Source organism: Acaryochloris sp. CCMEE 5410, assembly GCF_000238775.2.
Lineage (GTDB): Bacteria > Cyanobacteriota > Cyanobacteriia > Thermosynechococcales > Thermosynechococcaceae > Acaryochloris.
In genome coordinates, this window is record NZ_AFEJ02000001.1 from 509,432 (window position 1) to 531,352 (window position 21,921).

At 46.4% G+C, this 21,921-nt stretch carries 26 protein-coding genes; 13 read left to right on the plus strand and 13 right to left on the minus strand.

Annotation, left to right across the window (positions count from 1 at the left end; genetic code table 11):
- The first annotated feature begins 1 nt into the window (after position 1).
- Both ON05_RS02125 and ON05_RS02130 read left to right on the plus strand, forming a co-directional pair.
- On the plus strand, positions 2–364 hold the full coding sequence (locus ON05_RS02125) for a response regulator (protein ID WP_010479328.1): 363 nt from the start codon (positions 2–4) through the stop codon (positions 362–364).
- Positions 361–1,446, plus strand: coding sequence for a sensor histidine kinase KdpD (locus tag ON05_RS02130; RefSeq protein WP_010479330.1), 1,086 nt, complete (start codon positions 361–363; stop codon positions 1,444–1,446). The genes ON05_RS02125 and ON05_RS02130 overlap by 4 nt, the downstream gene beginning before the upstream one ends.
- 66 nt (positions 1,447–1,512) lie before the next feature.
- Here ON05_RS02130 and ON05_RS02135 read toward each other — a convergent pair whose 3' ends face one another.
- From ON05_RS02135 to ON05_RS02150, 4 genes are all read right to left on the minus strand, one after another.
- Positions 1,513–2,736 (minus strand): sodium:proton antiporter, encoded by a 1,224-nt coding sequence (locus tag ON05_RS02135; protein WP_010479333.1) that lies wholly within the window; start codon positions 2,734–2,736, stop codon positions 1,513–1,515.
- A gap of 188 nt (positions 2,737–2,924) precedes the next feature.
- Positions 2,925–3,137, minus strand: coding sequence for a hypothetical protein (locus ON05_RS02140; protein ID WP_010479337.1), 213 nt, complete (start codon positions 3,135–3,137; stop codon positions 2,925–2,927).
- A 437-nt stretch (positions 3,138–3,574) separates the two neighbouring features.
- Complete coding sequence (locus ON05_RS02145) at positions 3,575–4,372, minus strand: SDR family NAD(P)-dependent oxidoreductase (RefSeq protein WP_010479339.1); 798 nt, start codon at positions 4,370–4,372, stop codon at positions 3,575–3,577.
- A 272-nt stretch (positions 4,373–4,644) separates the two neighbouring features.
- Complete coding sequence (locus tag ON05_RS02150; RefSeq protein WP_010479341.1) at positions 4,645–5,748, minus strand: rod shape-determining protein; 1,104 nt, start codon at positions 5,746–5,748, stop codon at positions 4,645–4,647.
- 463 nt (positions 5,749–6,211) lie between these two features.
- Here ON05_RS02150 and ON05_RS02155 point away from each other — a divergent pair, with 463 nt between their 5' ends.
- Positions 6,212–6,610 carry a hypothetical protein gene (locus ON05_RS02155; RefSeq protein WP_010479342.1) on the plus strand — a complete coding sequence of 133 codons (399 nt, stop codon included), beginning with the start codon at positions 6,212–6,214 and terminating at the stop codon, positions 6,608–6,610.
- An 88-nt stretch (positions 6,611–6,698) separates the two neighbouring features.
- Here ON05_RS02155 and ON05_RS02160 read toward each other — a convergent pair whose 3' ends face one another.
- Positions 6,699–7,034, minus strand: coding sequence for a hypothetical protein (locus ON05_RS02160; RefSeq protein WP_010479344.1), 336 nt, complete (start codon positions 7,032–7,034; stop codon positions 6,699–6,701).
- 36 nt (positions 7,035–7,070) lie between these two features.
- Positions 7,071–7,214 carry a hypothetical protein gene (locus tag ON05_RS02165; protein ID WP_175307280.1) on the minus strand — a complete coding sequence of 48 codons (144 nt, stop codon included), beginning with the start codon at positions 7,212–7,214 and terminating at the stop codon, positions 7,071–7,073.
- 466 nt (positions 7,215–7,680) lie between these two features.
- On the opposite strand from ON05_RS02165, the gene ON05_RS02170 reads away from it, so the two are divergent.
- The 8 genes from ON05_RS02170 to ON05_RS02205 all read left to right on the plus strand — a co-directional run bounded on the left by ON05_RS02170 (position 7,681) and on the right by ON05_RS02205 (position 13,603).
- On the plus strand, positions 7,681–7,863 hold the full coding sequence (locus tag ON05_RS02170) for a CsbD family protein (protein WP_010479346.1): 183 nt from the start codon (positions 7,681–7,683) through the stop codon (positions 7,861–7,863).
- A 121-nt stretch (positions 7,864–7,984) separates the two neighbouring features.
- Positions 7,985–8,407, plus strand: coding sequence for a hypothetical protein (locus ON05_RS02175; protein WP_010479348.1), 423 nt, complete (start codon positions 7,985–7,987; stop codon positions 8,405–8,407).
- 10 nt (positions 8,408–8,417) lie between these two features.
- Positions 8,418–8,936, plus strand: coding sequence for a hypothetical protein (locus tag ON05_RS02180; RefSeq protein WP_010479350.1), 519 nt, complete (start codon positions 8,418–8,420; stop codon positions 8,934–8,936).
- A gap of 159 nt (positions 8,937–9,095) precedes the next feature.
- On the plus strand, positions 9,096–9,632 hold the full coding sequence (locus ON05_RS02185) for a DUF421 domain-containing protein (protein ID WP_010479352.1): 537 nt from the start codon (positions 9,096–9,098) through the stop codon (positions 9,630–9,632).
- Between the two features lie 92 nt (positions 9,633–9,724).
- Entirely contained in the window at positions 9,725–10,567 is an 843-nt protein-coding gene (locus tag ON05_RS02190; RefSeq protein WP_063825652.1) for a DUF1206 domain-containing protein, read from the plus strand.
- A gap of 73 nt (positions 10,568–10,640) precedes the next feature.
- Positions 10,641–11,696 carry an AI-2E family transporter gene (locus tag ON05_RS02195; RefSeq protein WP_010479355.1) on the plus strand — a complete coding sequence of 352 codons (1,056 nt, stop codon included), beginning with the start codon at positions 10,641–10,643 and terminating at the stop codon, positions 11,694–11,696.
- A 126-nt stretch (positions 11,697–11,822) separates the two neighbouring features.
- Complete coding sequence (locus ON05_RS02200; RefSeq protein ID WP_010479358.1) at positions 11,823–12,512, plus strand: EcsC family protein; 690 nt, start codon at positions 11,823–11,825, stop codon at positions 12,510–12,512.
- Positions 12,513–12,559: 47 nt separating this feature from the next.
- The gene (locus tag ON05_RS02205) at positions 12,560–13,603 is read left to right on the plus strand and encodes a DNA topoisomerase IB (protein WP_010479359.1); all 1,044 of its coding nucleotides are present in this window, start codon (positions 12,560–12,562) and stop codon (positions 13,601–13,603) included.
- Between the two features lie 115 nt (positions 13,604–13,718).
- Here the strand turns inward: ON05_RS02205 and ON05_RS02210 are convergent, their stop codons facing one another.
- Together ON05_RS02210 and ON05_RS02215 are read right to left on the minus strand one after the other, a co-directional pair.
- The gene (locus ON05_RS02210; RefSeq protein WP_262561082.1) at positions 13,719–14,204 is read right to left on the minus strand and encodes a hypothetical protein; all 486 of its coding nucleotides are present in this window, start codon (positions 14,202–14,204) and stop codon (positions 13,719–13,721) included.
- Positions 14,205–14,627: 423 nt separating this feature from the next.
- Positions 14,628–16,163 (minus strand): Ppx/GppA phosphatase family protein, encoded by a 1,536-nt coding sequence (locus tag ON05_RS02215; protein WP_010479362.1) that lies wholly within the window; start codon positions 16,161–16,163, stop codon positions 14,628–14,630.
- A 243-nt stretch (positions 16,164–16,406) separates the two neighbouring features.
- Between ON05_RS02215 and ON05_RS02220 the strand changes: the two genes are divergently transcribed.
- The gene (locus ON05_RS02220) at positions 16,407–16,577 is read left to right on the plus strand and encodes a hypothetical protein (RefSeq protein WP_175307282.1); all 171 of its coding nucleotides are present in this window, start codon (positions 16,407–16,409) and stop codon (positions 16,575–16,577) included.
- Between the two features lie 95 nt (positions 16,578–16,672).
- On the opposite strand, the gene ON05_RS02225 is transcribed toward ON05_RS02220, so the two are convergent.
- On the minus strand, positions 16,673–17,845 hold the full coding sequence (locus ON05_RS02225) for a transposase (RefSeq protein WP_010474356.1): 1,173 nt from the start codon (positions 17,843–17,845) through the stop codon (positions 16,673–16,675).
- Between the two features lie 166 nt (positions 17,846–18,011).
- Between ON05_RS02225 and ON05_RS02230 the strand changes: the two genes are divergently transcribed.
- Complete coding sequence (locus tag ON05_RS02230) at positions 18,012–18,518, plus strand: mechanosensitive ion channel family protein (protein WP_262561084.1); 507 nt, start codon at positions 18,012–18,014, stop codon at positions 18,516–18,518.
- 241 nt (positions 18,519–18,759) lie between these two features.
- Here the strand turns inward: ON05_RS02230 and ON05_RS02235 are convergent, their stop codons facing one another.
- The 4 genes from ON05_RS02235 to ON05_RS02250 all read right to left on the minus strand — a co-directional run bounded on the left by ON05_RS02235 (position 18,760) and on the right by ON05_RS02250 (position 21,813).
- A complete protein-coding gene (locus tag ON05_RS02235; RefSeq protein ID WP_255345112.1) occupies positions 18,760–18,930 on the minus strand; it encodes an Hsp20/alpha crystallin family protein in 171 nt (56 codons plus the stop codon).
- 520 nt (positions 18,931–19,450) lie between these two features.
- Positions 19,451–20,092: a histidine phosphatase family protein gene (locus ON05_RS02240; protein WP_010478344.1), complete on the minus strand. Its 642-nt coding sequence runs from the start codon at positions 20,090–20,092 to the stop codon at positions 19,451–19,453.
- Positions 20,093–20,191: 99 nt separating this feature from the next.
- A complete protein-coding gene (locus tag ON05_RS02245; protein WP_010478346.1) occupies positions 20,192–21,229 on the minus strand; it encodes a hypothetical protein in 1,038 nt (345 codons plus the stop codon).
- Positions 21,230–21,231: 2 nt separating this feature from the next.
- Complete coding sequence (locus ON05_RS02250; RefSeq protein WP_010478348.1) at positions 21,232–21,813, minus strand: HdeD family acid-resistance protein; 582 nt, start codon at positions 21,811–21,813, stop codon at positions 21,232–21,234.
- Positions 21,814–21,921 lie beyond the last annotated feature (108 nt).

Below are 21,921 nucleotides of genomic sequence, written 5' to 3' on the forward strand. Positions count from 1 at the left end.
GATGGCTGATACTCTCTTGCTCTTAAATCATAATGCTTGTAATCAAATATTATTGACTCAATTCTTAGAAGGGCACGGATATCATACCGTGGGTGCGACCTCCTATGAAGGGTTAGAGGACGCACTTGCAAGTCCCCACTTCCTCCGCCTGGCGCTGATTGATATTTCTGGATTTGACCCTCAGATTTGGACCCACTGCCGACGCCTTCGACAGCGCCAAATCCCATTTATCATTCTTTCGGCTCGACGAAGTACCGGCTTGGAGAATGAAAGTTTTGCCCATGGTGCCCATGGCGTCCTGATTAAACCCCTGGTCCAAGAGGTTCTACTCAACCTACTACATAGCTTTTTAGAAGAGCCATGAGCCAAATTCTTCTGCTCTTTGACCAACAAGAGAACGGTCGCCTCTTAGCCCAATGGCTGAGTCAATTTTATTTAGTATTGTCTCCCCCCTGCGAACAACAGGTTCAGGCCCTAGCAGAGGAACCGTTTGACCTAGCTGTTTTCGACGGCACAGCCCTGCTGCGCCTCTTAGAACCATTACAAGTGCGACGTCAGGTGGCTGAGCCCATTTTTTTGCCCTGCCTTTTAGTGACGCCGCAACCTGATCCTGAGCGAGAAAATTTATCTCCTAGTCTTTGGAAAAATATGGATGAGGAAATAACGATCCCCTGCTCTCAGGCTATTCTGCAGCGACGTATTGAGATGCTGCTGCGAGCAAGACGACTCTCAGTGGAACTCAATGAGGCCAATATTCAGCTCCAAAAGGCCAATAAGCTTCAATCCCAATTTGTTAACCTCGTCTCTCACGAATTTCGTAACTCGCTTCACGCTATCTCTGGGTTCGTTCAGATGCTTGAACTGCAATATACTCAATCTTCTGAAACAGTTCAAAAGATTTTTAAGCGTCTGTATAATGCCATTCAAAAATCAGATAAATTGACTGCTGACTTATTAATTTTGGGACGAACCGGAGCGAATCGCTTAGAATTCAAGCCTGAACAACTTAATCTGGAACTCCTATGTCGGTCAATTACTGAGACCGCTCAAGCTAACGATTCATTCCAGCGCCAGGTTGACCTTGCCATCAACGGTGACTGCTCAGCCGTTGTCATGGACGGCGCATTAATAGAGCATGCGTTGACCAATCTGGTTTCCAATGCTCTCAAGTACTCCCTCCCTGACGGAGTCGTTCGGGTTACCTTAAAGATTCAAAATCAGAGGGTTGTCATTAATGTTCAAGATACGGGGATTGGAATTCCTGCCGAAGACCAGGCACAACTGTTTCAATCATTCCATCGCGCCAGCAATGTAGGGCAGATTCCAGGGACAGGATTGGGTTTAGCGATTGTTCAGCAATGTGTCAGCTTGCACCGAGGTCAGATATTTGTTGATAGCCAAGTTGGTAGAGGAACGACTTTTACAGTTCAACTACCGCTTACATAAGCTATAGAAAATTTGAACACCATGTTTATTGGCATGGACGACCTGAGAACCACTGTTATAGGCTTTTTAGCTTTCAATCTCGCGATGATACCATCGCATTAACGGTGTCGTACTTACCCCATGCAAGACAATGGAGACAACCACGACGGTATTGACCATCCAGGTTAGGCGTTCAGCTAGTGGTCCTTCTATCCCCTGGTTGAGGGCATAGGTGAGGTAATATAGCGAGCCCACCCCTCGAATGCCGAACCAGCCAAAGAGCCAACGGGTTGGGATGGGCAAGCGGCTCCCTATCAAGCTAATCCAAGCTCCGAGGGGACGAATCACGATCAACAAGAATCCAGCTAAAATTCCTATCTGGCCCATGTATTGCACCATTGGCTCGATTCTCAGGAGTGAGCCCAAGAGCAAAATGGTGATAATTTCAAGCAGCTTCTCGATCTGCTCGACCAGCGTCATTTGTGCCAGACGTTTTTCCGGTTCATGGTGGTAGTGACTGCGCAGTGTCAGCCCTGCGACAAAGACGGCCAAGAAGCCATAGCCATTTACAATTTCGGTGAGGGTATAAGTCAACAGAATGGTACTTAAGGCCACCAAATCTTCCATCAGGTCATCTGCAGGCTGGTGACGTTGTAGTCGTCGATCGACCCAATGAATCCCTTGAGCCACTACGATCCCCATAAGAGTACCAGCAGCGATGGCCCATAACAGATCGACGACCACCCACTGCTGGAACCAGCTCTCCAAATCGCCTTTTTGCAACCAGTGGAGTCCGAAATAGACAAAGGGGAAAGCCAGGGAATCGTTCAGGCCGCCCTCTGAAGTCAGACCAAACCGCAGTTCATCGTGATCATCAAGGTGGCCCATTTGTACCTCTGAAGCCAGAACAGGATCCGTCGGAGCTAATATGGCCCCGAGCAGGATGGCCGGCCCCCATTCCAGATCAAGTAACCCATGGCTGACAAATGCGATCGCACCAATAGACACAGGCATCAAAATACCAATCAGCCTACCCGTAATTTGCCAACTGGCCAGATTCAGAGGCCGATTCATTTTCAGCCCGCAGCCAAAGACCGACACAATCACCACAAATTCGGTGAGTCGCTCGATTAGGACTGAACTGGGTTCCCCTTGCACAATACCGATACCATAGGGTCCGAGCAATATCCCTACTATCAGATAAATCAGAGCGTAGGAGACTGGTAAGCGCGAGATCCAGCCCGACCCCAGCGTTACCGCTAAGATCAATAAACCAATAATCAGGAGAAAAGACAGGTAGGTATCAATCAAAAAGCTTTACTCTTTAGCGGTTGGTATTACAACGTTCTAAATTTAAATTCCATCGACAAGTGTCTTCTGGAGCGACATGGGATGGTCCTACATCTACTCCCATTCCACGAAAGAGCCAGGGTCAATCGTGCTACTGCACTCTTTAAACCTGGCTCCATAGATAACTCCGCCTAAACTAGGGAAATGGATCACTCTTCCGAGTATTGCTCCTCGCCTTGTGTGGGTCCGTCATTGGCTACAACGAAACCAGAACCAGGCTGAGATTCAGGCTTGGCAGTTGATCTACCATCCCCAGACATTTTGTCCATGTTTTTACGAGCAGCCGGCTCTATCGGCGTGTCTGCTCCTCCAGTATTTGGAGTGTCGGGGGCTTGTTTTTTTGTATAGGATTCGTCTGGCATGCTAGTACCTCTTTGATCTTTAAAAACTACAGAAAAAGGGAGTAGAAGACCGGGCTTTAATAAAGAAATTTATGGATTGATTTTCAAAAATCTATAAATTCAGCCTCAAGCTTATTTCTGATTCAAAAAAACAAATTTACAGTCATTGTTTTTGCTTGAAAACAAGCAAGTCTCCTACAATGCAAATCTTAGAATTTGCTCTCTTTAATAAAGATAAAATATTAGCAATTGTTCGAAATCTACCTAAAGATGCAATCTCATCTTCCTGAAGGCTAAACCTTTTTTATGGGATCAAGATCTTTAAAAAGCAACCCTTAATTAACTATAGGGTTGGTCGATTTCTTTACAGAAAGCCCCTTTGAATTGATGATATTACCATCAGCTCAAAGGGTGTAAACAAGATGATGTAGCTGGACGCTACAGCGGTTGGCTATGGTTCAGATGGTGGCGACGGACCCACCATCTACTCTGTAATTTGCCCCCACGACAAAGCTAGAAAGTTCAGAACAAAGAAAGGCAATAACAGCAGCAACTTCCTGGGGCTTTCCACGCCGTTTCAGCTCTAAATGAGGGCGTTTCTCCTTCAGAAATGAAGCAATGGCTTCGTCAAAGTTGACGTCTAGTTTTTCGGCTCGTTGCTCCATCATGGCATCGGTCATGGGGGTAGCTATAAATGCGGGAGAAACCGAATTGACCAAAATACCGTCCTGGGCATAGGCTTTCGACAGATTTTTGGCAAAGTTGAGTACTGCTGCCTTGCAAGCACAGTAGGGCATTTCATCCGTATAGGGCTGAATGGCATCTTCAGAGGTAACCAAAACAATGCGTCCCCATTGCTCTGCCTGCATCACAGGAATAAAGGCTCGACAAACACGCACTGTGGCCATCAAATCCACTGCAATCGTTTTTTCCCAATCCTCATCGCAAATGTCTAGAAAATCACCTGTAGCTCCTGTAATACCAGCCGCATGCATCAAGATGTGAACCTTGCCATAGTGCTGAAGAACTTGCTGCTTAGCTGACTCAACTTCCGCCAGGTGAGTTAAATCGGCCTGGGTTCCAAAGACATCCCCCAGGGATTTGAGGTGTTTTACAGTCTTCTCTAGCTCCTCCTGGGTTTTGTCAATCAAGGCCACCTTGGCTCCTTCTTTAAGCAAGCGTTCGGCTGTGGCCTTGCCCATGCCGGAATCTCCACCTGTGATGACAGCGACTTTATTCTTGAGACCTAAATCCACTCGTTCTATCTCCTAAAATGACTAAAATATGAATCTAAAAATGGGGTTTACCGCTGCCAACCTTTGTCTTCCCGATACAAGAACAGTGGGCTAGTCCGGGATAGACAGACAACGGCTGGAAAACCAGCTTTTCTCAAAGGCTGTGCTCCTTATTGGTCAGCTGTGCTCCTTATTGGTCAGCTGTGCTCCTTATTGGTCAGCTGTGCTCCTTATTGGTCAATTGATAGGGCCATTCAGCAAAGGGTCCCTGTGTTCCAAGAAAAAGGCATTTCTCAACTTGCCCAGCGGATCTCTTGCTGGGGATGACGGTCTTGAAATATTTTCCCCATACCTAACGCGACGCTCTTTAGAGGAGTCTTAGCCACGTGAACTGGCAAACTGGCACGGTCACGAATCAAAGTATCCAACCCTGGCAGTAAAGCGCCTCCCCCTGTGAGCATCATTCCCCGTTCCGCAATATCAGTCATGAGTTCGGTGGGGATTGTCTCTAAGAAATGGGATAAGGCGTCCGTAATTTTATCCATTGATATAGACAACGCCTCGCGCAACTCTCCATAAGCAATAGAGATTCGTTGAGGCAGGCCCGATCCGGCGTTGACCCCTACAATTTCGACGAGGGTATGATCGCGATCGTCGTTAGAGGCCATTGAGCCATACCGTATCTTGAGGTTTTCAGCCGTCAACTCCCCCAGATGTAACTGATGGATTTGTCTAAAATAGTCACAAATATTTCGATCAAACCGATTCCCAGCTACTGCGATCGCATGGCTAAATACCGCTTCTGAGGCGCAAACGACTGCCATTTCAGTCGTACCACCGCCAATATCAACAATAAGATTCCCGTGGGGTTTTTCAGCCGGAAGACCCGCTCCCAGGGCTGCGGCAACAGGTTCATCGATCAAGGCTACCTCCCGCGCCCCTGCTTCAAAGGCAGCCTCAATTAAAGCGGATCGTTCTACCTCCGTAGCCCCACAAGAGCAGCCAACGAGTAGGCGCGGACGCAAAAGACGAGTTCCCCATTGGGCTTTCCGAATGAAGTATTGAAGCATAAGCTGAGTCAAGTCGAGATCGGCAACTACCCCATTTCGCACTGGGCGGCACACCCTTATATTGGGAGATGTTCGTCCTAAGAGTTGGCCCGCCACTGCCCCCACAGCAATTGGCGATTGGGTGGAGGTGTTGATGGCAATCGTAGAAGATTCTTGGAGAAGAATGCCTTGATAGGGGCTATAAATTAACGTGTTGGAAGTTCCTAGATCAATCCCTAGGTCAAAAGGGAGATGACTGAACCGTCTAATGGATTTCCACCAGGAAAATTGGGGCTTTTTAGGACTGGATGAGGATCGACGGCCTAAGGGAGGGAGTGAATAAGTCATGGGTCATACTTGAAGTTAAGTCGTAAAGGGCTAGCAACGACGCTTTTGCAGCCAACAAACGCAAAGGATAAATAAAGGAAAAAGTAGGAAAATCGAAGTGGTACAAAACGCTATTTAGTCGCGCTTGCTTTATGCTACCCACCCTAAGAATGGGGCTGCAGCGCTACCTACGCTATTTAGAGAAGGTTCTGGAAACCTGACGATTAGAACAGATGGGAAAAACCTACGATTGACTAACATGTTTCTCTATTGAAACAAGTTAATTGGAATCTGCTCTCTACATTGAGGAGGACAGAAAGCATCTGCTTCTCTTCCTTAAGGATGAACTTTGCCTCGTCCTCGATTAGATCTTCCAGGCTTCTCTAAGATGAAAGCAGGAGACCTGCAGATCAATCCCTAGTAGAGATTGATAACGATAGTTCCAAATCGACTTGCGTTAATTCTTTATCGGAGCATTTTCTTTATGGCCCCCCTCACCCTTCAGCAAGAACAAACCCTCACTGCTTTTATAACTGCCCTAAGTCAGCAGACTGAATCCTTACCTACTGCCCTGCAAGCCCAGCTCCAATCCATTGGTCATAATTTAGAAAATCGGGTAATGGAGCTGAGGGTCATCGCCGCTAGCCTACCCAGCCTTGATCAAGCCTATAGAAAGGCTCTGGCTGAGCAACCCCAAACCGGAGATGAACCAAGGGCTACTCTTGTGTCTTCTCTGGCCCAAGACGACAGCGCTGAATACCTCGATTACGCTGTCCACATCCTCACTGGCTCAGATCCAGTCCAGGCAGCCCAGCAAGACTCGTCTAATCTGTCTGGTCAAATTGCCTCAAACCCCCTGAAACGCTTCTTTCGCAGGGGCTAAGTATCTTTACCCCCCGCTGTTCGATGAGATAGCGTGCAGGACTCTGATTTGTCATTGCCCTGCCGCTACCGCAGTTGAGAAGACTGCTTTACCAAAGGCCGCGTACAGGTTCGACTTCGGCTTGTGTTTCAACTTCGCTAGTTTCTACTTCCCCTGAAGTGGAAGCAGAAGGGGAGCTGGAAACGTCTGGATTCGAGGAGGTTGAAGTGGACGAAGCAGTAGTCTGGGCATCCAAAACAGTAATGTCTGCGACCGAGAGTTGCCATTCCGATGCTTTACCCAAAACGCGGTTAGGGGTGACCACCACTTTATCGCCTAAATCGTAGTCGCGGCCAGTCTCTGAAACAGGATAGGTAATCCGCTTCTGGTCTTCAAAGTCAACGTCAATGTTGGTCTGAGTGACGGAGGCAACGGTCCCTACCATAACGTTGTCATGATTCAGCTCAATAACTGAACCGGGCTAAAGACTCAGAGATTGAACAGTTTCTGGCAGAATAGTGAAGGTTTGCATCGCATCGCCTCCCTTCATCTTGACGGTCAGCTGTCCATCTGTAATAGACTGTACTTCCCAATCGGGTCTAGTGTCTGTCGTAGATTCTGCCATGACGACTACGCATCGGGTGATAGGAAAAGGATTCGCTTTGAGAACGTGAGCAATCCTGTTTTTGAATAGTCATATCAGACTCCATTAAGTGCAAAGTACGTCCTCCCCCAGCATTCAAACTGGATACGTCCATTCAGGCTCTTCAAAAGAATTTAAGTCCAAAGGGTCAGCCATCAAGGATTTGGTATCAGCTAGAGGGTAGAATTCTTCTCTCCACTCCTAAAGCTTAAGAAGGATGCATGAGTCCGCAGTTTTCTCTGCTCAACTGCAGACTTAAAAACCAATTTAGTCAGTTTAGTGACCCACAACCTCTATCTAAGGGACTAGTGGCAGAAATTTCATTCTGAAAATAAAATTCATTTTCTCGGCAGCATTGTGGTCAAGTCTATCTCTGGGTAGGGGACTTTCCTCAACTAAGTTTTTTACGGTGGAGCTATACATTTCAGACAAGGATTACAGATTAACCATGAGTAACAAAGACAGAGCGAAAGCTACAGCCAAGAATATTGAAGGCAAGGCGCAAGAAGCACTAGGAAACGTAACGGGTGACTCTGAAGATCAGGCTGCTGGTAAAGCGAAGCAGGCCGAAGCAGAAGCTCGCCATACCGCTGAAGATGCCAAAGACAAGGTCAAAGATGCCATCGACTAATCGTTCTTTGAGTTAGTCCTTGAGTCTCAAATATTGAGGTCCGGTCTACCCTAATTAGTTTCTGGACCTCAAGAGAATTGGCGATTATTTTCCAAGTATTTTTTGAAGGTTTTAAATCATCATGGCTATATTTGAACGAATGCGGCGGTTGATCTTGCCCTGCCTCTTGGCCTTAGTTTTGCTGGTAACCCCCGCCTGCAGTAGCGCACCACCAACAGCACAAGCTCCAGCGTTGACGGGGCGCTATTCCCAAATTGAGCAAGGCAATACCCCTGCGGGTCAAGACTTTGGCGCCTGGGTAACCCAGACAGGTCAAGGGTTGATTAAGGATGCCTATGTTCGTGATAACGACAAGCTAGGGGTAGTGATTACGTCAGAAGTGCGCCCGGAAGAGGTTCGCTCACTAACTAAGTCTTTGGTTCAGGGGTTTCATAAGAATTTCCCCAATAAAGACCTAACCGTTTTGATGTATGCACCAGATAAGCAGCTGATTTTAACGGCCCAGTTTGACAATCAAAGTCAGCAAATTAAGTACCAATCTTAGGAGAACGCTCATGTCTAGTAGTGATAAGTACAAACGCCAAGTGATGAATGATTTGGCGGGAGGGGATACAGAATCTTTGAATGATGAAAGGGCTGATATTTCTCAAAAGTATCGAAGTTTTGATGATTTCGCCCAGCGGTCTTCTCGGGAGGAGCGACGGGGATTATTTGGACGCTCATTGCACCATGACAAGATCCCACCCACTCAGATGGAACCCGAACTGAAAAAGGCGATCGCACAAATTAAACCGAATGAGCGCGATGATGTGGCTCGTGAATTTTTCAAGCATCTTAAAGAACGAGGACTGAGCGATCGCAATCTCGAATCCCAACTAGGGCTATCCACTCACAATCCCAATCGCATGAAAGCCGACGATGTTGGGAAATTAGCAAGCTTTGCCTATCATAACCACCCAGATATTTTCCAAGAGGTTATGGCAGATCAACCGGCACTGCTCAAGTTTATGAGCAATCCCCTGATTGGAGCAATTATGGGAGTGGTTGCATCCAAATGGTTGGGCAATAAGTAGGAAAGCTATAACTGACGCTTTCTGACTGATCTGGCGGCAATTAGCACTTTGTTGTTGGTGATTCTCCAGTAATTATTCAACACCTCGATCATGTCGATTCCGCCTGCCTTTCCCGTATCAAAATCTGATAATCAAGGACTGAAAATATTTTAGAGGCCAATGATGAACTTGTTATCTGCTTTATTTGATGGCTGGGAAGGGATTATCAAAATCTGCATGGCTGCCCCCATCATGTATTTGTTTGTCGTCTTAGCCATACGCGTTACCGGCAAAAGATCAACGTCGCAAATGAATAACTTTGATTGGATCGTTACTGTTGCGATCGGTTCACTCACTGCTTCCGGTATTGTTCTCGATAGCGTGACTGTTTCCGAGGCCCTGACAGCCATTACCCTGCTGTTGGGTGCCCAGTATCTACTAACGAAGGGAGTTCTTTGTTCCAACAAACTTGCAAAGCTCGTTAAGGCGAGCCCCACTTTACTGGTTCACGATGGTCAGCTTCTTCGTGGAGCAATGCGGAAGGAGCGCGTGATGAAATCTGAAATAATGGCGGCTCTCAGAGAAAATGGCCTACTTTGTCTTGAGGATGCCCAGTGGGTAATCCTCGAAACGGACGCTACTTTTAGCGTTATTCCCAAAGGAGACCATGATCTTTCTAAGGCACAATTTGAGAATGTCTCTGGCTTTCCGACTTAAGCGCAAGATTAGTCTTCAGCAAAAATTAGACCAGCTTTATCTCCATTTTAAAGGCCCCCATGGGTTGCGATTTAGGAACCCTGCTTCTCTCTATGCGTAAAGTTCGACAAGCCCTACAACAGGTTGTAAAGCAGCCTTGGATGAAGACGTTTATGCGTTTAGGGTATGCTGCCAAAGGGATTCTATACTTATTCATTGGTCTACTAGCGGGTCGTGCTGCCTTGCTTCCCCATGCAGAGGCAGGTGGGTCCGAATCAGTATTGCTGGCGTTGGTTGATCAACCCTTTGGTTGGCTCTTCTTAAGCTTCTTTGCTGCCAGCTTACTGGGATATGTTGTGCGTCGATTGTTACAGACAATCTTGAGTTCTGGACATCGTCTTACCGTTCAGACGGCGTTGAAGCGGTTTGGCTATTTCTTAAGCGGTAGTAGCTACCTGGGAATATCCTACTCAGCCTTTCTAGTGGCGGTGGGAGCGGGCAAATCTGACGATACCTTAGAAGACCTAACGGCAGAACTATTCGACCAACCATTGGGGAATTGGCTAGTTGGGGTGATTGGTTTGGGGGTGATAGGACTGGGCTTGTCCTATATTTACGGAGCGATCACAAGCTCGTATGTCACTGAACTTAGATCGTCAAAGCTAGATGATCGCGTTGGTCAATGGATCATGCGTCTAGGCCAGGTGGGGACTGCTGCCCGGGGCACCGCCTTTGTACTAATCGGTTTTTTCTTTACGGAAGCCGCTGTGCTATTTCGTGCTGAACCAGCTGGAGGATTAAGAAATGCCCTACAGCGGCTGGCAGCCCAGCCATATGGTCCACTATGGCTAGGTGTCATCGGGTTGGGGCTGATCGCCTACGCATTGTATATGGTTATGTCCGCCTGGTACCGTCCTTTGGTCTTTGCTAGGGCAAACGACTTTAAAAATCTCTAACCTTTTCTTCTAGGGTCTTTGCGGTCAGGCCCTTCCCCCTGACTTGTTCCCATCTCTGTCCGTTCATATTCTTATGAGTAAGCTACCTGCCCTCGACTTTTGGAACAGACTGCAAACCTCTCAACTCGTGCGTTGGCTGCTGCTTATCGCCCTGGGGTGGGCAATTACCCAAGTTTTAGCCTACTTTGAAGCAGTGCTCGTCATTTTTATCTTTGCTGCTATTTTTGCCTTCCTGCTGAACTATCCGGTTCAATGGGTTGCTCGATTTGTCCCCAGGGGACTAGCAGTGATTGTGGTATTTTTGCTCAGCCTGCTGTTATTAGGGGGACTGGTGGTTACTTTGGGATCCGTTATTGTTTATCAGGTCCAGCAACTTTTGACTAACTCGCCTCAGCTAATTGAGACCTTGATTGGTCTTTTTGAGCGTTTGCAAATACTCCTAGCGCGCTGGAATCTGGAGGTCGATTTTAGCGGTTGGGAGGAGCAGATTCGCGGCTGGGGACTAGAGATCTTGGAGATAAATTTTACGTTCCTCCAAGACCTGCTGTTCAACCTTATTGATGGGATTCTAATTGCCGTTATCACCTTTTTTATGCTCTTGGATGGACGCCGACTTTGGCGGTTGATACTTCGGGTATTTCCTCCCTCTAAACGCACGAAGATTACAGCAGCGATCCAAAGTAATTTCCTGGGTTTTTTCTGGGGACGGCTGTTGCTTTCTGTATTTTTCGGAATTTCGACATTTATTGTTTTCGTTATTTTAGGAGTGCCGTTTGCAATCACGTTGGCCGCTATTGCGGCTATGTTTGATCTTATTCCAGGTATTGGGGCCACCATAGGGGTCAGCCTCGTCTCCATTGTCCTTTTACCCCAAGGACTGTGGTTGAGTTTGAAAGCATTGATCATCTGTATTATTCTCCAGCAAATCGAGGAGAACCTTCTAATGCCTCGAATTATGCAGGGATCCATTGATATGAATCCGGTGGTGATGTTTTTGGCATTACTCATCGGCGCAAGGGTCGCTGGACTGGCGGGTATTTTTTTATCTATCCCAATTGCAGGGGTTCTGATTAATCTATTTGAACTTCAGGAATGTAAGGGGGAGCGGACTCAGCCGAGGTCAGCCTGAATGAGTGAGCTGATCAATCGCGGCAAACAATGCAACAACGATGAATCCAACTCCCCCCTCGGGTAGACGACAGAGTTTTGAAGATTTGCCATCCTTAATAGATAAGTCGTAAAAGAAGTATTGCCCATGTCCGACGTTTATCGCTCCCTTCCCCAATCTCCACAACAGTTGGTGGAAACAGTTGCCGAGCTTAGTGACACAATTGGGCAACTGGGTCAACGGTGGATTGAGACAACAACGCACCAAACGGGTAAAACGCTAGATGCTTTAGCACATAATTCTTTCATTCAATGGATCTCTCGCCTCCCAGGGGCAAACCAACTCCTCGCTTTTTTAGGACAGGTAGATGTCGCCCAAATGCAGAGAGAGGTTATGGTGCTGCAACAGGCACATCCGTTGGAGTCGCCTAGACAAATTGCTGATCGCGTGATTCAGCAAGGGGCAATTCAGGCGGGCACGGTCGGCTTTGTCACCAATCTGGTGCCACCGCTAGCCTTATCTTTATTAGCAGTCGATTTGGCTGCCATGACGCGATTGCAGGCCGAGATGGTATATCGCATTGCGGCAGCCTATGGCTTTCCTTTGGCCGATCCAGCCCGTCGGGGCGAAGTCTTGGGGATCTTCGCTCTATCCATGGTAGGGGGAGGTGTTTTAAAGGCGGGGGCCAGTCTTGCTGAGATCCTTCCCCTCATCGGAACGGTATCGGGTGCTGCTGTGAATGCAACACTAATGTTTGCTTTGGGGCAAACAGCCTGTGAGTTCTATGAAACGAAGCAGCCCGTTGCGGGAACCGTCGTTACCCATGAGCTTCCTTAAGGGGAAGTCGTTGAACTATCAACCCTCTTTGATTCGTTTTGAATTCCGTGTCGGACACCCTTGTTGATCCTGTTCAATCTGCTAAAGCTGCGGGTCTACGGTATACCAACGATAACCAACCTGGCATTAGACGTCAGCGAGTTGGTAAAGGGTTTAGCTATTTCGATGTAGAGGGAAGCCGCATACCATCGTCGCCAGAGCGCGATCGCATCAAAGCTCTGGCAATTCCCCCAGCATGGACTGACGTATGGATTTGCCCATACCCCCAAGGTCATCTGCAGGCGACAGGACGGGATGCGAAAGGACGGAAGCAATACCGCTACCATCCGGAATGGCGGCGGCTGCGTAACCAAGTTAAATTTGATCGGCTGTTACCTTTTGGCCATGCGTTACCGACTTTAAGGCAACAAACTGCCGCCCATTTGCAGTTATCAGGCATGCCACGGGAAAAAGTGCTGGCAACCGTTGTCCAATTATTAGAAAAAACGCTTATTCGAGTGGGCAATGATGAATATGCCCGCCGCAATCAGTCTTTTGGGCTGACAACGCTGCGGGATCGCCATGTTGACGTGGACCATTCCCAAATCACTTTTGAGTTTCGGGGTAAAAGCGGCGTTGAACATGCTATTTCCATAGAAGATCAGCGATTAGCCAATATCATTCGGAAATGCCAGGATATTCCAGGGTACGAGTTATTCCAATATATTGACGCAGATCAACAGCGACAGACCATTGACTCAGGGGATGTCAATGACTACCTCCAATGGATGACAGGGGCCGATTTTACAGCCAAGGATTTTCGGACCTGGAAAGGCACCGTCTTGGCAGCCAGCAACCTCATTGAGGTTCACGACTTTACCAGTCAAAAGCAAGCTGAACAATATGTGAGAGAGATGATCAAGGCTGTGGCTCAGCAACTTGGCAATCGTCCTGCCACCTGCCGAAAGTATTACATCCACCCTGGCATTATTGACACCTATATCGAAGAAAAACTGGCGACATTGATGCAACAGAAGTTATCTGACTTATCTCACCTTTCAGCAGCAGAGAAAGGTGTTTTGTCTGTACTTCAGCACATTGCATCGGTTTAAAAGGCCATTGCTTGCATTGATCTCAAAGGATGTTTGGAAGGAAACAGCGGTGCAGGTCTCAAACCATTGCACCGCTGCGGTAGTGTCCTATGGAGTTAATAAACTCAGTTCACATTTATTTTCGACTGAGCTCTTCCTTAGCCTGCTGTTTGGCTTTAATGGTAGAGCGGTCAGAAAGGTTGCGAGTATCGCCGACAGTTCTTTGAACGTTGTTGACTGCGGCAGCGCTCATGTTTTTTGACTCTTCTTCATCAAGTTGGGTTGATCTTTTGTTAGTTGCCCCAGAAGAGCGTTGATTGCTTGCTCCTCCTCCATAGGAACCTTTAGCATTGTCTTGCGTATCTTTAAGACTTAGCAGCCTAGCTTCTTCTTCAAAACCAAATTCGATGCCGTCGGGATTGTTTTGGGAATCTAAGGCCCGATTCTGTTTGGACTCCATCCGATCCTGGGTCTGGACAGCAGCGAGGGTTGTCTGGGGAGCTGCGATCGCATTATCCATTAATGGTATTCCCAGAGACGCTAACGTGAACATTGCCACTACCAACACTTTTGTCACAAGACGAGGTAGGACAAACTTTATGCCACGGTTATCTATTTTCATTATGTTCACCAAAATAATTTGAGACTTGCATTAACAATTCATCTCAATCATTGGTAGAAACTAGCAACTAAAGTACGTCACTGAACCTTGAGATAAATTGTTAAATTGCACTTTCTAGTACATACCTTAAATTCTTGTGCAATCTAATCTTCCTACTGGAATAACTCTATTTTTATCGATGTAGCTGTAATCCAACTTTTGGTGGATGTAAAAGCTAGGAATTTCAACATGTCTAGTGCTCTAACTTGAATTCTAGATATTCCAGCGTCCTGATTGATTTATATGCCGTTTAAGTTAAGTCTCGCGGTTTAAGATTGCCGCTAATGTAGTCTGAATAAATTGACAAGAAAATCTGAAAGCGTCCTGATTCTTTACGCTTCACCACTGCTTGAGAAATAACGTTTGACAACGCTATCGATCGATTCAAGTAGCAACCTGGATGCTAACATCAAGTTCTAGCGCTCTAGCTAATACACCACAATCCTCCTGAGCAGCCCAAAGTTCTAACTCCAAGCTGCCAGTTCCGGAGATCATAATTTCGAGAGTTTGGTCAAAAACCTGGCATGATAACGTTTCTACCAGTTGATTCTTAGTTCGATCGAGACCAACGGCAACTCTGAGCAAACCCGCTAAAATCCAGATGACTTGCTGATCAGCTTCAGAAAGTCGCTTGAATTTCTTATGTTTGGTTTGGGGATAAGCTTTGCGATGATAGCGAATGACATGACCAATTAACAGTATTTCTTCGTCGGTAAATCCGCGAGGATCAGCATGTCCCAGAATATAGCGTGAGTTTTTGTGATAGCCCCGGAAGGATAGATATTGACCAATATCATGGAGTAGAGCGGCGTATTCCAATACGTCTCGTTCTAAGTCACCGTAGTGATGGAGCTGCTGAGTCTGTTCAAATAACGTCAGGGCCAGATGTGCAATATGGCAATTACTGTCCCAATTGGCGTCATATTTGTGGACCAGTTGAGCTGCATTTCGATGCCGAAGATCAACCTGAATCGGGAAATCAGCCACATCTTGGGACCGTTGTTCCAGGTAATCTAATATCATTCCTTCTCTCAGTGATGCATCACTGAGAGTGAGTTCTTTGACCTCAGCCATCTGCAGTAATTGCACTAGCAAAATCCCGCCAAGATGAATCGCATCAGTGCGCTTGTCGCTAATGCCGCTGATTTCTGCCCGTTTGCCTGGCTTAAGATCGACTAAACGATCAGTTAAGACTTGTAGATCCTTAACCTGGACCACTTCTGCATTCACCGATCGCAGTGACTGTTGATGCTTAAGAGTGTATGCCGCTTCCCCCAGGGTGCGAATGGTGCCTGAAGTGCCAATGACTTGGCTGAAACCAATCTGCTTAGCCCGTTGCAGGGGTTGTTTGGCGAGGAAGCGAATATGAGCCTCTAGAACCCCTCGGGCTTCCTCCCCGATGGAGCCTTGATCTTCGAACATATCGAGTAATCGCTGCACGCCTAACTTCATGCTGGTGCCAAACAAGATTGCTTCACGATGACCAACCACAGCTTCAGTGCTACCCCCGCCAATATCGAAAACAAGGGCATTCCGGTCTTCTAATGCGATCGCATTTCGTACAGCCAGAAAAATCAGACGGGCTTCCTCTTTCCCCGAAATCATTCGAGGTGTGATCCTGGTTCGGCGGACAACTTCATTAAGAAAGGCTTCTCCATTTTGGGCTTCTCGAATAGCACTGGTGGCAGCGGTGATAATATCATCCACTCCGAGCTTGTCCGCCAATTGGACACAACGATGAATGGTTTCTAGGCCCGTATTAAAGGCGCGATCACTCAAGCGATTGCTAGAAAATACCCCGGCCCCCAATTTAACCATCTCTTTCTCGCGATCAATAATTTCAAAGGTACGCCTTTGCAACACTTTGACCACAATCATATGGATAGAGTTGGTGCCAATATCAATCGCAGCGAGTTTCATATTGCTCTCTTATTGAGTCAATCTTTCATATCTGTGAATAGTAGTAGCCACTTTGAGAATATCAGGATGTTGGGGTACAGACCGACGTGCCCACTCAGGTCAACGTAAAATACATCTACTCTCTTTTAGATAAAAGAAATATATCTTTGTCCAAAGTCGCCATTTTGAGGAATGGATTTGCAGATTCCAAGAATCTCGATTCAATCAGCCTCAGTCATCCTACTCACAAATGGACAAAGGCATATGCCTATTACAACACCATTGAGCTTTATTGTTGGCTATGGTTTCACCCTATATGCAATAAATGAAAATTTTAGCTGGGCTGATTATTTGGTAAACCCTATACTGGGAGAACTGTCAATCGCTATTTCAAGTTTGATGATTATTATTTTGATTGGGTATTTAATTGACTAGCTTGTCGGTAATCAGGCGTTCAGATTCTGCAGAAGGCATCTCAAAGATGAGAAGTGTTTGATCTGACTGCCTGACAGATCTTTGTATTCCATAGCTCATAAAGCTTTGCACTGTAGAGAGCGGATACGAGAGAACCAGATTTTGTTGTAGTGTTTCTTTTGAGCTTTTTTAGAGGCAAAACACGGTTGCGGATCCTTGGTGAATAAGGGGACTGGCATCAACAACTCCCGTCCTTTATGGACCACCCCCTTGAGCCACCGCAATCCAATCTTGAGATAGCTAATGCCTCTGTGCCAATGGGGATCAACCTGTTGGCGTAGCCCTTTAATATGAACAGCCATCCCCTGAGCCGTGCTGTATAGCAGTGCCACAGCAGCAATCAGGTACAGCCTCTCCAGAGCATCAGCACAGCGAATTTTCGACTCTTCAAGCTCAAACACACCAGATTTACTATCGAGGAATAATTCTTCCACCCGAAACCTCAAGGCGTATTGCCACAAGGTTTGTAACGAGGGTGATTCATCTGTAATCACTGCCCATGGTTCTTTTACGCCTCGGATATTCGCCAGTACCAAATTGCACCGATAGAGGCCATCATCCCAAAGCCCGACATTACGGTAGAGGAGAGCTTCTCCTTTGGATGGCCATAACCTACGGACTTCTCTTGGACATTGACGGGGGCCATGGAGAAGGACATCACATGGGATACGCAGACAGTAATGCCAACGGCTCTGCTGTAACCAGCTCATCAGTTGATGGTTCGCGAACCCACGATCTGCTAACAACATGACATCTGGATGCTGCCGTAATAACCAACGGGCCTGACGCAATAGCGGTTGATATTCCTCAAAAGCAACCGCCGCACTCTTGTGCTCTAATACTTTCCATAACAACGGTACTGCTCTGCCACAGCAGACAACGGATACATGAATCATGCAGTATTCATTCCATAAAACCGTGGTATCCATCGCTAGGTAAAGGCGATGGGTTCGCCAGTTCTTAAGCGCTAGAAGGACCAAAGGGACATACAGTTTGTGGACATCAATGAGCGGATTGCACAGAAAGCGTTGCCAGCGACGCTCGACACTTTGGGCTTTTTTTGCTCGGCAGGGGACATAGGATTCCCAAGCAGATAAGCATAATCGTTCACTGCAGATTAAGGCGCTCACCATCCATCCCAGGGTCATGAGATGACGCAAATCTCGATAATGGCTGTGTTGACGTAAAAAGGAGAACAGTTGACGATAAATTTGGGTGGAGCCTGACATTTGAGTAACGCTGATTTGTGCTTAAATCTAGCTTCACATGTCGCTCCACTCTTTTCTCAAAGACTATGAAAATAAAGGCTTTGAGATACTTCTGTCAGGCAGTCAGGTGTTTGATTGTTGCTTGAGGATCAAAATCGATGTTGAACGATATCGATAGGGGAGAGGAATGATGAATAACAGTATTTCATCCCTTATTCAAAGTCTTATTCATTTTGTCCCAAAGGCAGTCTCTAGCCTGCTTATCTTATTGGGGTTTTGGCTGATCAGTCTAGTCATCCAAAAGATTATCCGTCGTCTAGGAAAGCGAAGCCATCTTGATCAAGACATTGTGAATCTGATTCGTCAGGTTGCCACGGCGGTCATCATCATATTTGGTATTACCGTTGCACTCGGTACGATGGGAGTCGATGTATCGGCAATTGTCGCAGGTCTTGGCTTGACAGGCTTTGCCCTGGGCTTTGCGCTCAAAGATGTTCTCTCTAACTTGTTATCCGGCATTTTGGTTTTAACGTACCGCCCTTTTGTTCGTGGGGATTGGATATCAGTATCTGGCTTAGAAGGAACAGTTCACGAGATCGATTTGCGTTACACGACCTTAGAAACACCAGACGAAAGGATTTTGATCCCAAACTCAACACTTTTCACAAATCCAATTACTGTGAAGAAAGCATGACCATTTACTTTGAGTCAAACTTATTTCTTATAGTTTTTATTTTGCGGCTTTGGATGATCTTTTACTTATCCATAACTGGTGAATCAAAGTGTCGAAGAGTCTTATTGAGTAAAGTCGTGACTATGGCATGTTGCTCTATATGTCAGCTCAATCCATAAAAAAGGCCCCCAACTTATAAGTTGGGGGCCTTTTGCTAGTCACAGAAATCTATCTAACAAATTTCTGATCTTGATAATCCAGTTTAACTGTAACTAAACTCGGATACGTATCGATTGTTGTTTTCTTGAGGATCTTCGTAACGCCGCTCCCCTCGAATGACAACAACATCGCGAGTTGAGCTAATGTCCAAATCTTCCCGGTCGATGCCAGGAACTTCAACTTTTAGCATGAATTTATCACTGTGGTCTGACAATTCATCTAAAGGTTGAAAATGTGAGCTTGGCGATGGATTTAAGTCTGACAGTTCCCAAATAACCTATCGATTTGACGACGCATTCTTTCTATTTCTGAGAGCACTTGCCAATGAACAATTGCTATATATTGCAATTTCTCAATTTACAAATTTATTACATTCTTATACCAGCAAATTCAGTACAAGAAATCAAGATTTTTTTGAAATTTATCACTTTTTTAATAGGTCAAAAGCATGAGTTTCATGGAGATGCGAACTAAATGCAATCGCCTATATTTAAAGAGATATTGCACAGAAGCTATTTAACAAAACTAACGTTGTTTTTTATCCAAAAGAATTGGTGAGTCATATAACAACACCTAGAAAAAATAAGATTAACTTTAGCCAAGAAGATTGACTATTGGGATACCTCACTCAAACTAAATGAAATATATCTCTTAGATCTATGAGACAGAAAATCTTTATGACTTGAACTATAAGAACAATCAATTTTTTCATCTTAATTCAATTTGGCTGCATCCTAAGTACCAAGCCGCTGTTGCAACACCTCAGACATATAGGAACGGTCTCCAAGACACTGTAATAGAGGACCATGTTCGTCAAATTTGACGATGCTGATTGAGCCTGCCAAACAGTCAATGCGATCGCGGTAGCGTCCCAAATCAATCCCCAATAGCTGGCAAAGGATGATCCGAATCGTAGTTTTGTGAGATACCACCAGTACAGGTCCTTCTATACAGGTGTCTTCAATCTCCGCAATTACCGGCATGGCGCGATTGGCTACCTCAACCGCTGTTTCACCTCCGCCGGTTGGAGCATTCCAGGCGGGTTCCGTCATCCAACGGATGTAGTCTTCTAAATATTGTGATTTTACGTCATCTCTGGCCTGTTCTTCCCAGTCACCGAAACTCATCTCCCTTAAACCTTCTCGAAAGTGCGGCTTCATCCCTGACTTCTCACAAAGGGGGGTGACTGTGGCGACGGTGCGTTTCATGGGGCTGGTAAAAATAGCCTGCCAGGGTACGTGAGCATAAGCTTGGGCAAACTCAGAAGCCATGACTTTGCCTTGCTCAGTTAACTCTAAATCTAGTTCACCACAGAAACCACCACTTAAACTGAACGAGGTCTCTCCATGTCGTAAAAAATAAACTTGTAGCCCCATCTTTAAAATCACTCTCTACAATACATTGAGTTTTCTCAGGCGTAATTGATCAAAAGGGCTACTGATTTATAGCCCATTATCAGGCAAGCTGTTGTGAATTTAATTCTCCATAGATTCTTGCAGTTGATTCACCTCTTGCAGGGTAGCGACAGAATCTCGTTGGCTGGAGCGTTGAATATAATTGAGTTTGAGTTCCTCTAGTAAATCTGAGAGGAGATGCTGTAATTCTTGTTGGGTTGCAGATTGACTCAGTTCTTGCCGCAGCACTTGTTTGAAAGACTGGGCTAACTGTTCAAACAGTTGACGATTGGTGGGATCTTGATAAGAGGTGGTTAAGACTTCATAGGTGGATTGAGCTAATATGTCCGCTAACTGATCGGTGAGATCCATGGGCAATACTGAAATCCCTGGGACTTGCTCAATGGTTTTGTAGATATCGGAGCGCTTGATCGTACCTGCAAGACTTTGATGGAGCAGCATCTCCAGCTCCGGTTGCAGTTGGGGCATGACCTGCCCAAAGGTCAGTTGAATGAGACGATCCGCGATCGCATCCAAGGTATCACTGCCCCCCACATGAATGTAGTTATCGCTTTGCAGCAAGAGTCGAGCAGCTTCCCCTTGCTTGACGGCGTCCTGGGTTTGGTTCACCAGTCGCACCAGCATAAACATGGACACCCGATCCGCCAGATAGGCAATGGGTTCATGGGTAATATGGGTAATGGCCGCTTCAACATTGGCTAAGCCTGAACGATGAATATAGACCGCCGCAGGGATCATACGAAGCCATCGCCAGAAGGGGAACAGCAGTAACAGATTGTACCAGCGGCGCAGCATCGCTTGGGGCCAAGTGAGGGTCGATCGCTGGCGACTCAACAGCCAAGTTTCGCGCAGGTATTCTAGACCAAAAAATGCAGTGAAATATCGGTCGATAGGCCACAATCCCCCTTGGTATATGGGGTCGTATCGATACACCATTTTGGGAAACCATTGGACAAGCTGCAATCGCACTGATCCATAGGAGAGGTGAAACAGCACCAATCCCAAATTGACTAAGACCACTACAGTCACAACGAGCCGCCACCAGCCTGTGAACTGGTGGCGAGATTGCTGTTGATTCGAGGCGTGTGTTATGCCCATTCCTAGCTAGCTTGAGGCTGTTGAGGACCTGGACCAAATAGATCCGTACCTGCTAAGCCGGATATAACCATTGGCCATCCGTCAGAGATTAGGTTTAAGCCTACCAATAGACCTAATATCCAGGCAGAGTCAGCAGGCCAGCCTAACATAATGGAAAGACCGAACACAACGGCAAACACACCGCTCCCTAGGGTCCAATACCAGCCAGATTCTTCCTCTCGCATCCATATCGCCATAATGGCTTGCAGAATTCCTTCCATAAGAACGAACGCGCCGACTGCGAGGGTTAGGCTCAGAACACCCTGTAAGGGATAAAACAGTAGCAACAGACTGGCACCAATATAGCCTGACCCTAACAAGAGCTTAAAGGCTAAGCTTTTGATGCTAGCGCGAGGCCGATACGCATAAATCAGTTGAATAATCCCGCTGCTAAAAAAGACGCCTGCAATCACCAGTTCGGTGGCCAAAGTGCTAACAAAGGGCATAGCAATAGCCACGAATCCTAAGACGACGAGGAGTGCTCCGAGAGCGATAGACCATTTCTCCAAAAAGGGGTCATTATTTTGTATATCTTGATTACTCATGTAATAAATCCTTTTGTATTGCGAGACTTTAGACTCTTAAGTTCGCTTAACAAGCTATCTTTATCCTCGCTGAAAGGGCTGGGTTACGGATCTACCCCAAGAGGGAAA

What these genes read in the sequence shown, in the direction of transcription:
- ON05_RS02155 (WP_010479342.1), top strand. Translation starts at nt 6,212, where the DNA reads ATGGCCCCCCTCACCCTTCAGCAAGAACAAACCCTCACTGCTTTTATA.
- ON05_RS02250 (WP_010478348.1), bottom strand. Translation starts at nt 21,813, where the DNA reads ATGAGTAATCAAGATATACAAAATAATGACCCCTTTTTGGAGAAATGG.
- ON05_RS02225 (WP_010474356.1), bottom strand. Translation starts at nt 17,845, where the DNA reads ATGTCAGGCTCCACCCAAATTTATCGTCAACTGTTCTCCTTTTTACGT.
- ON05_RS02150 (WP_010479341.1), bottom strand. Translation starts at nt 5,748, where the DNA reads ATGACTTATTCACTCCCTCCCTTAGGCCGTCGATCCTCATCCAGTCCT.
- ON05_RS02175 (WP_010479348.1), top strand. Translation starts at nt 7,985, where the DNA reads ATGGCTATATTTGAACGAATGCGGCGGTTGATCTTGCCCTGCCTCTTG.
- ON05_RS02140 (WP_010479337.1), bottom strand. Translation starts at nt 3,137, where the DNA reads ATGCCAGACGAATCCTATACAAAAAAACAAGCCCCCGACACTCCAAAT.
- ON05_RS02200 (WP_010479358.1), top strand. Translation starts at nt 11,823, where the DNA reads ATGTCCGACGTTTATCGCTCCCTTCCCCAATCTCCACAACAGTTGGTG.
- ON05_RS02165 (WP_175307280.1), bottom strand. Translation starts at nt 7,214, where the DNA reads ATGGCAGAATCTACGACAGACACTAGACCCGATTGGGAAGTACAGTCT.
- ON05_RS02220 (WP_175307282.1), top strand. Translation starts at nt 16,407, where the DNA reads ATGCCTATTACAACACCATTGAGCTTTATTGTTGGCTATGGTTTCACC.
- ON05_RS02245 (WP_010478346.1), bottom strand. Translation starts at nt 21,229, where the DNA reads ATGGGCATAACACACGCCTCGAATCAACAGCAATCTCGCCACCAGTTC.
- ON05_RS02130 (WP_010479330.1), top strand. Translation starts at nt 361, where the DNA reads ATGAGCCAAATTCTTCTGCTCTTTGACCAACAAGAGAACGGTCGCCTC.
- ON05_RS02160 (WP_010479344.1), bottom strand. Translation starts at nt 7,034, where the DNA reads ATGGTAGGGACCGTTGCCTCCGTCACTCAGACCAACATTGACGTTGAC.
- ON05_RS02230 (WP_262561084.1), top strand. Translation starts at nt 18,012, where the DNA reads ATGATGAATAACAGTATTTCATCCCTTATTCAAAGTCTTATTCATTTT.
- ON05_RS02180 (WP_010479350.1), top strand. Translation starts at nt 8,418, where the DNA reads ATGTCTAGTAGTGATAAGTACAAACGCCAAGTGATGAATGATTTGGCG.
- ON05_RS02195 (WP_010479355.1), top strand. Translation starts at nt 10,641, where the DNA reads ATGAGTAAGCTACCTGCCCTCGACTTTTGGAACAGACTGCAAACCTCT.
- ON05_RS02185 (WP_010479352.1), top strand. Translation starts at nt 9,096, where the DNA reads ATGATGAACTTGTTATCTGCTTTATTTGATGGCTGGGAAGGGATTATC.
- ON05_RS02215 (WP_010479362.1), bottom strand. Translation starts at nt 16,163, where the DNA reads ATGAAACTCGCTGCGATTGATATTGGCACCAACTCTATCCATATGATT.
- ON05_RS02170 (WP_010479346.1), top strand. Translation starts at nt 7,681, where the DNA reads ATGAGTAACAAAGACAGAGCGAAAGCTACAGCCAAGAATATTGAAGGC.
- ON05_RS02125 (WP_010479328.1), top strand. Translation starts at nt 2, where the DNA reads ATGGCTGATACTCTCTTGCTCTTAAATCATAATGCTTGTAATCAAATA.
- ON05_RS02210 (WP_262561082.1), bottom strand. Translation starts at nt 14,204, where the DNA reads ATGAAAATAGATAACCGTGGCATAAAGTTTGTCCTACCTCGTCTTGTG.
- ON05_RS02190 (WP_063825652.1), top strand. Translation starts at nt 9,725, where the DNA reads ATGCGTAAAGTTCGACAAGCCCTACAACAGGTTGTAAAGCAGCCTTGG.
- ON05_RS02240 (WP_010478344.1), bottom strand. Translation starts at nt 20,092, where the DNA reads ATGGGGCTACAAGTTTATTTTTTACGACATGGAGAGACCTCGTTCAGT.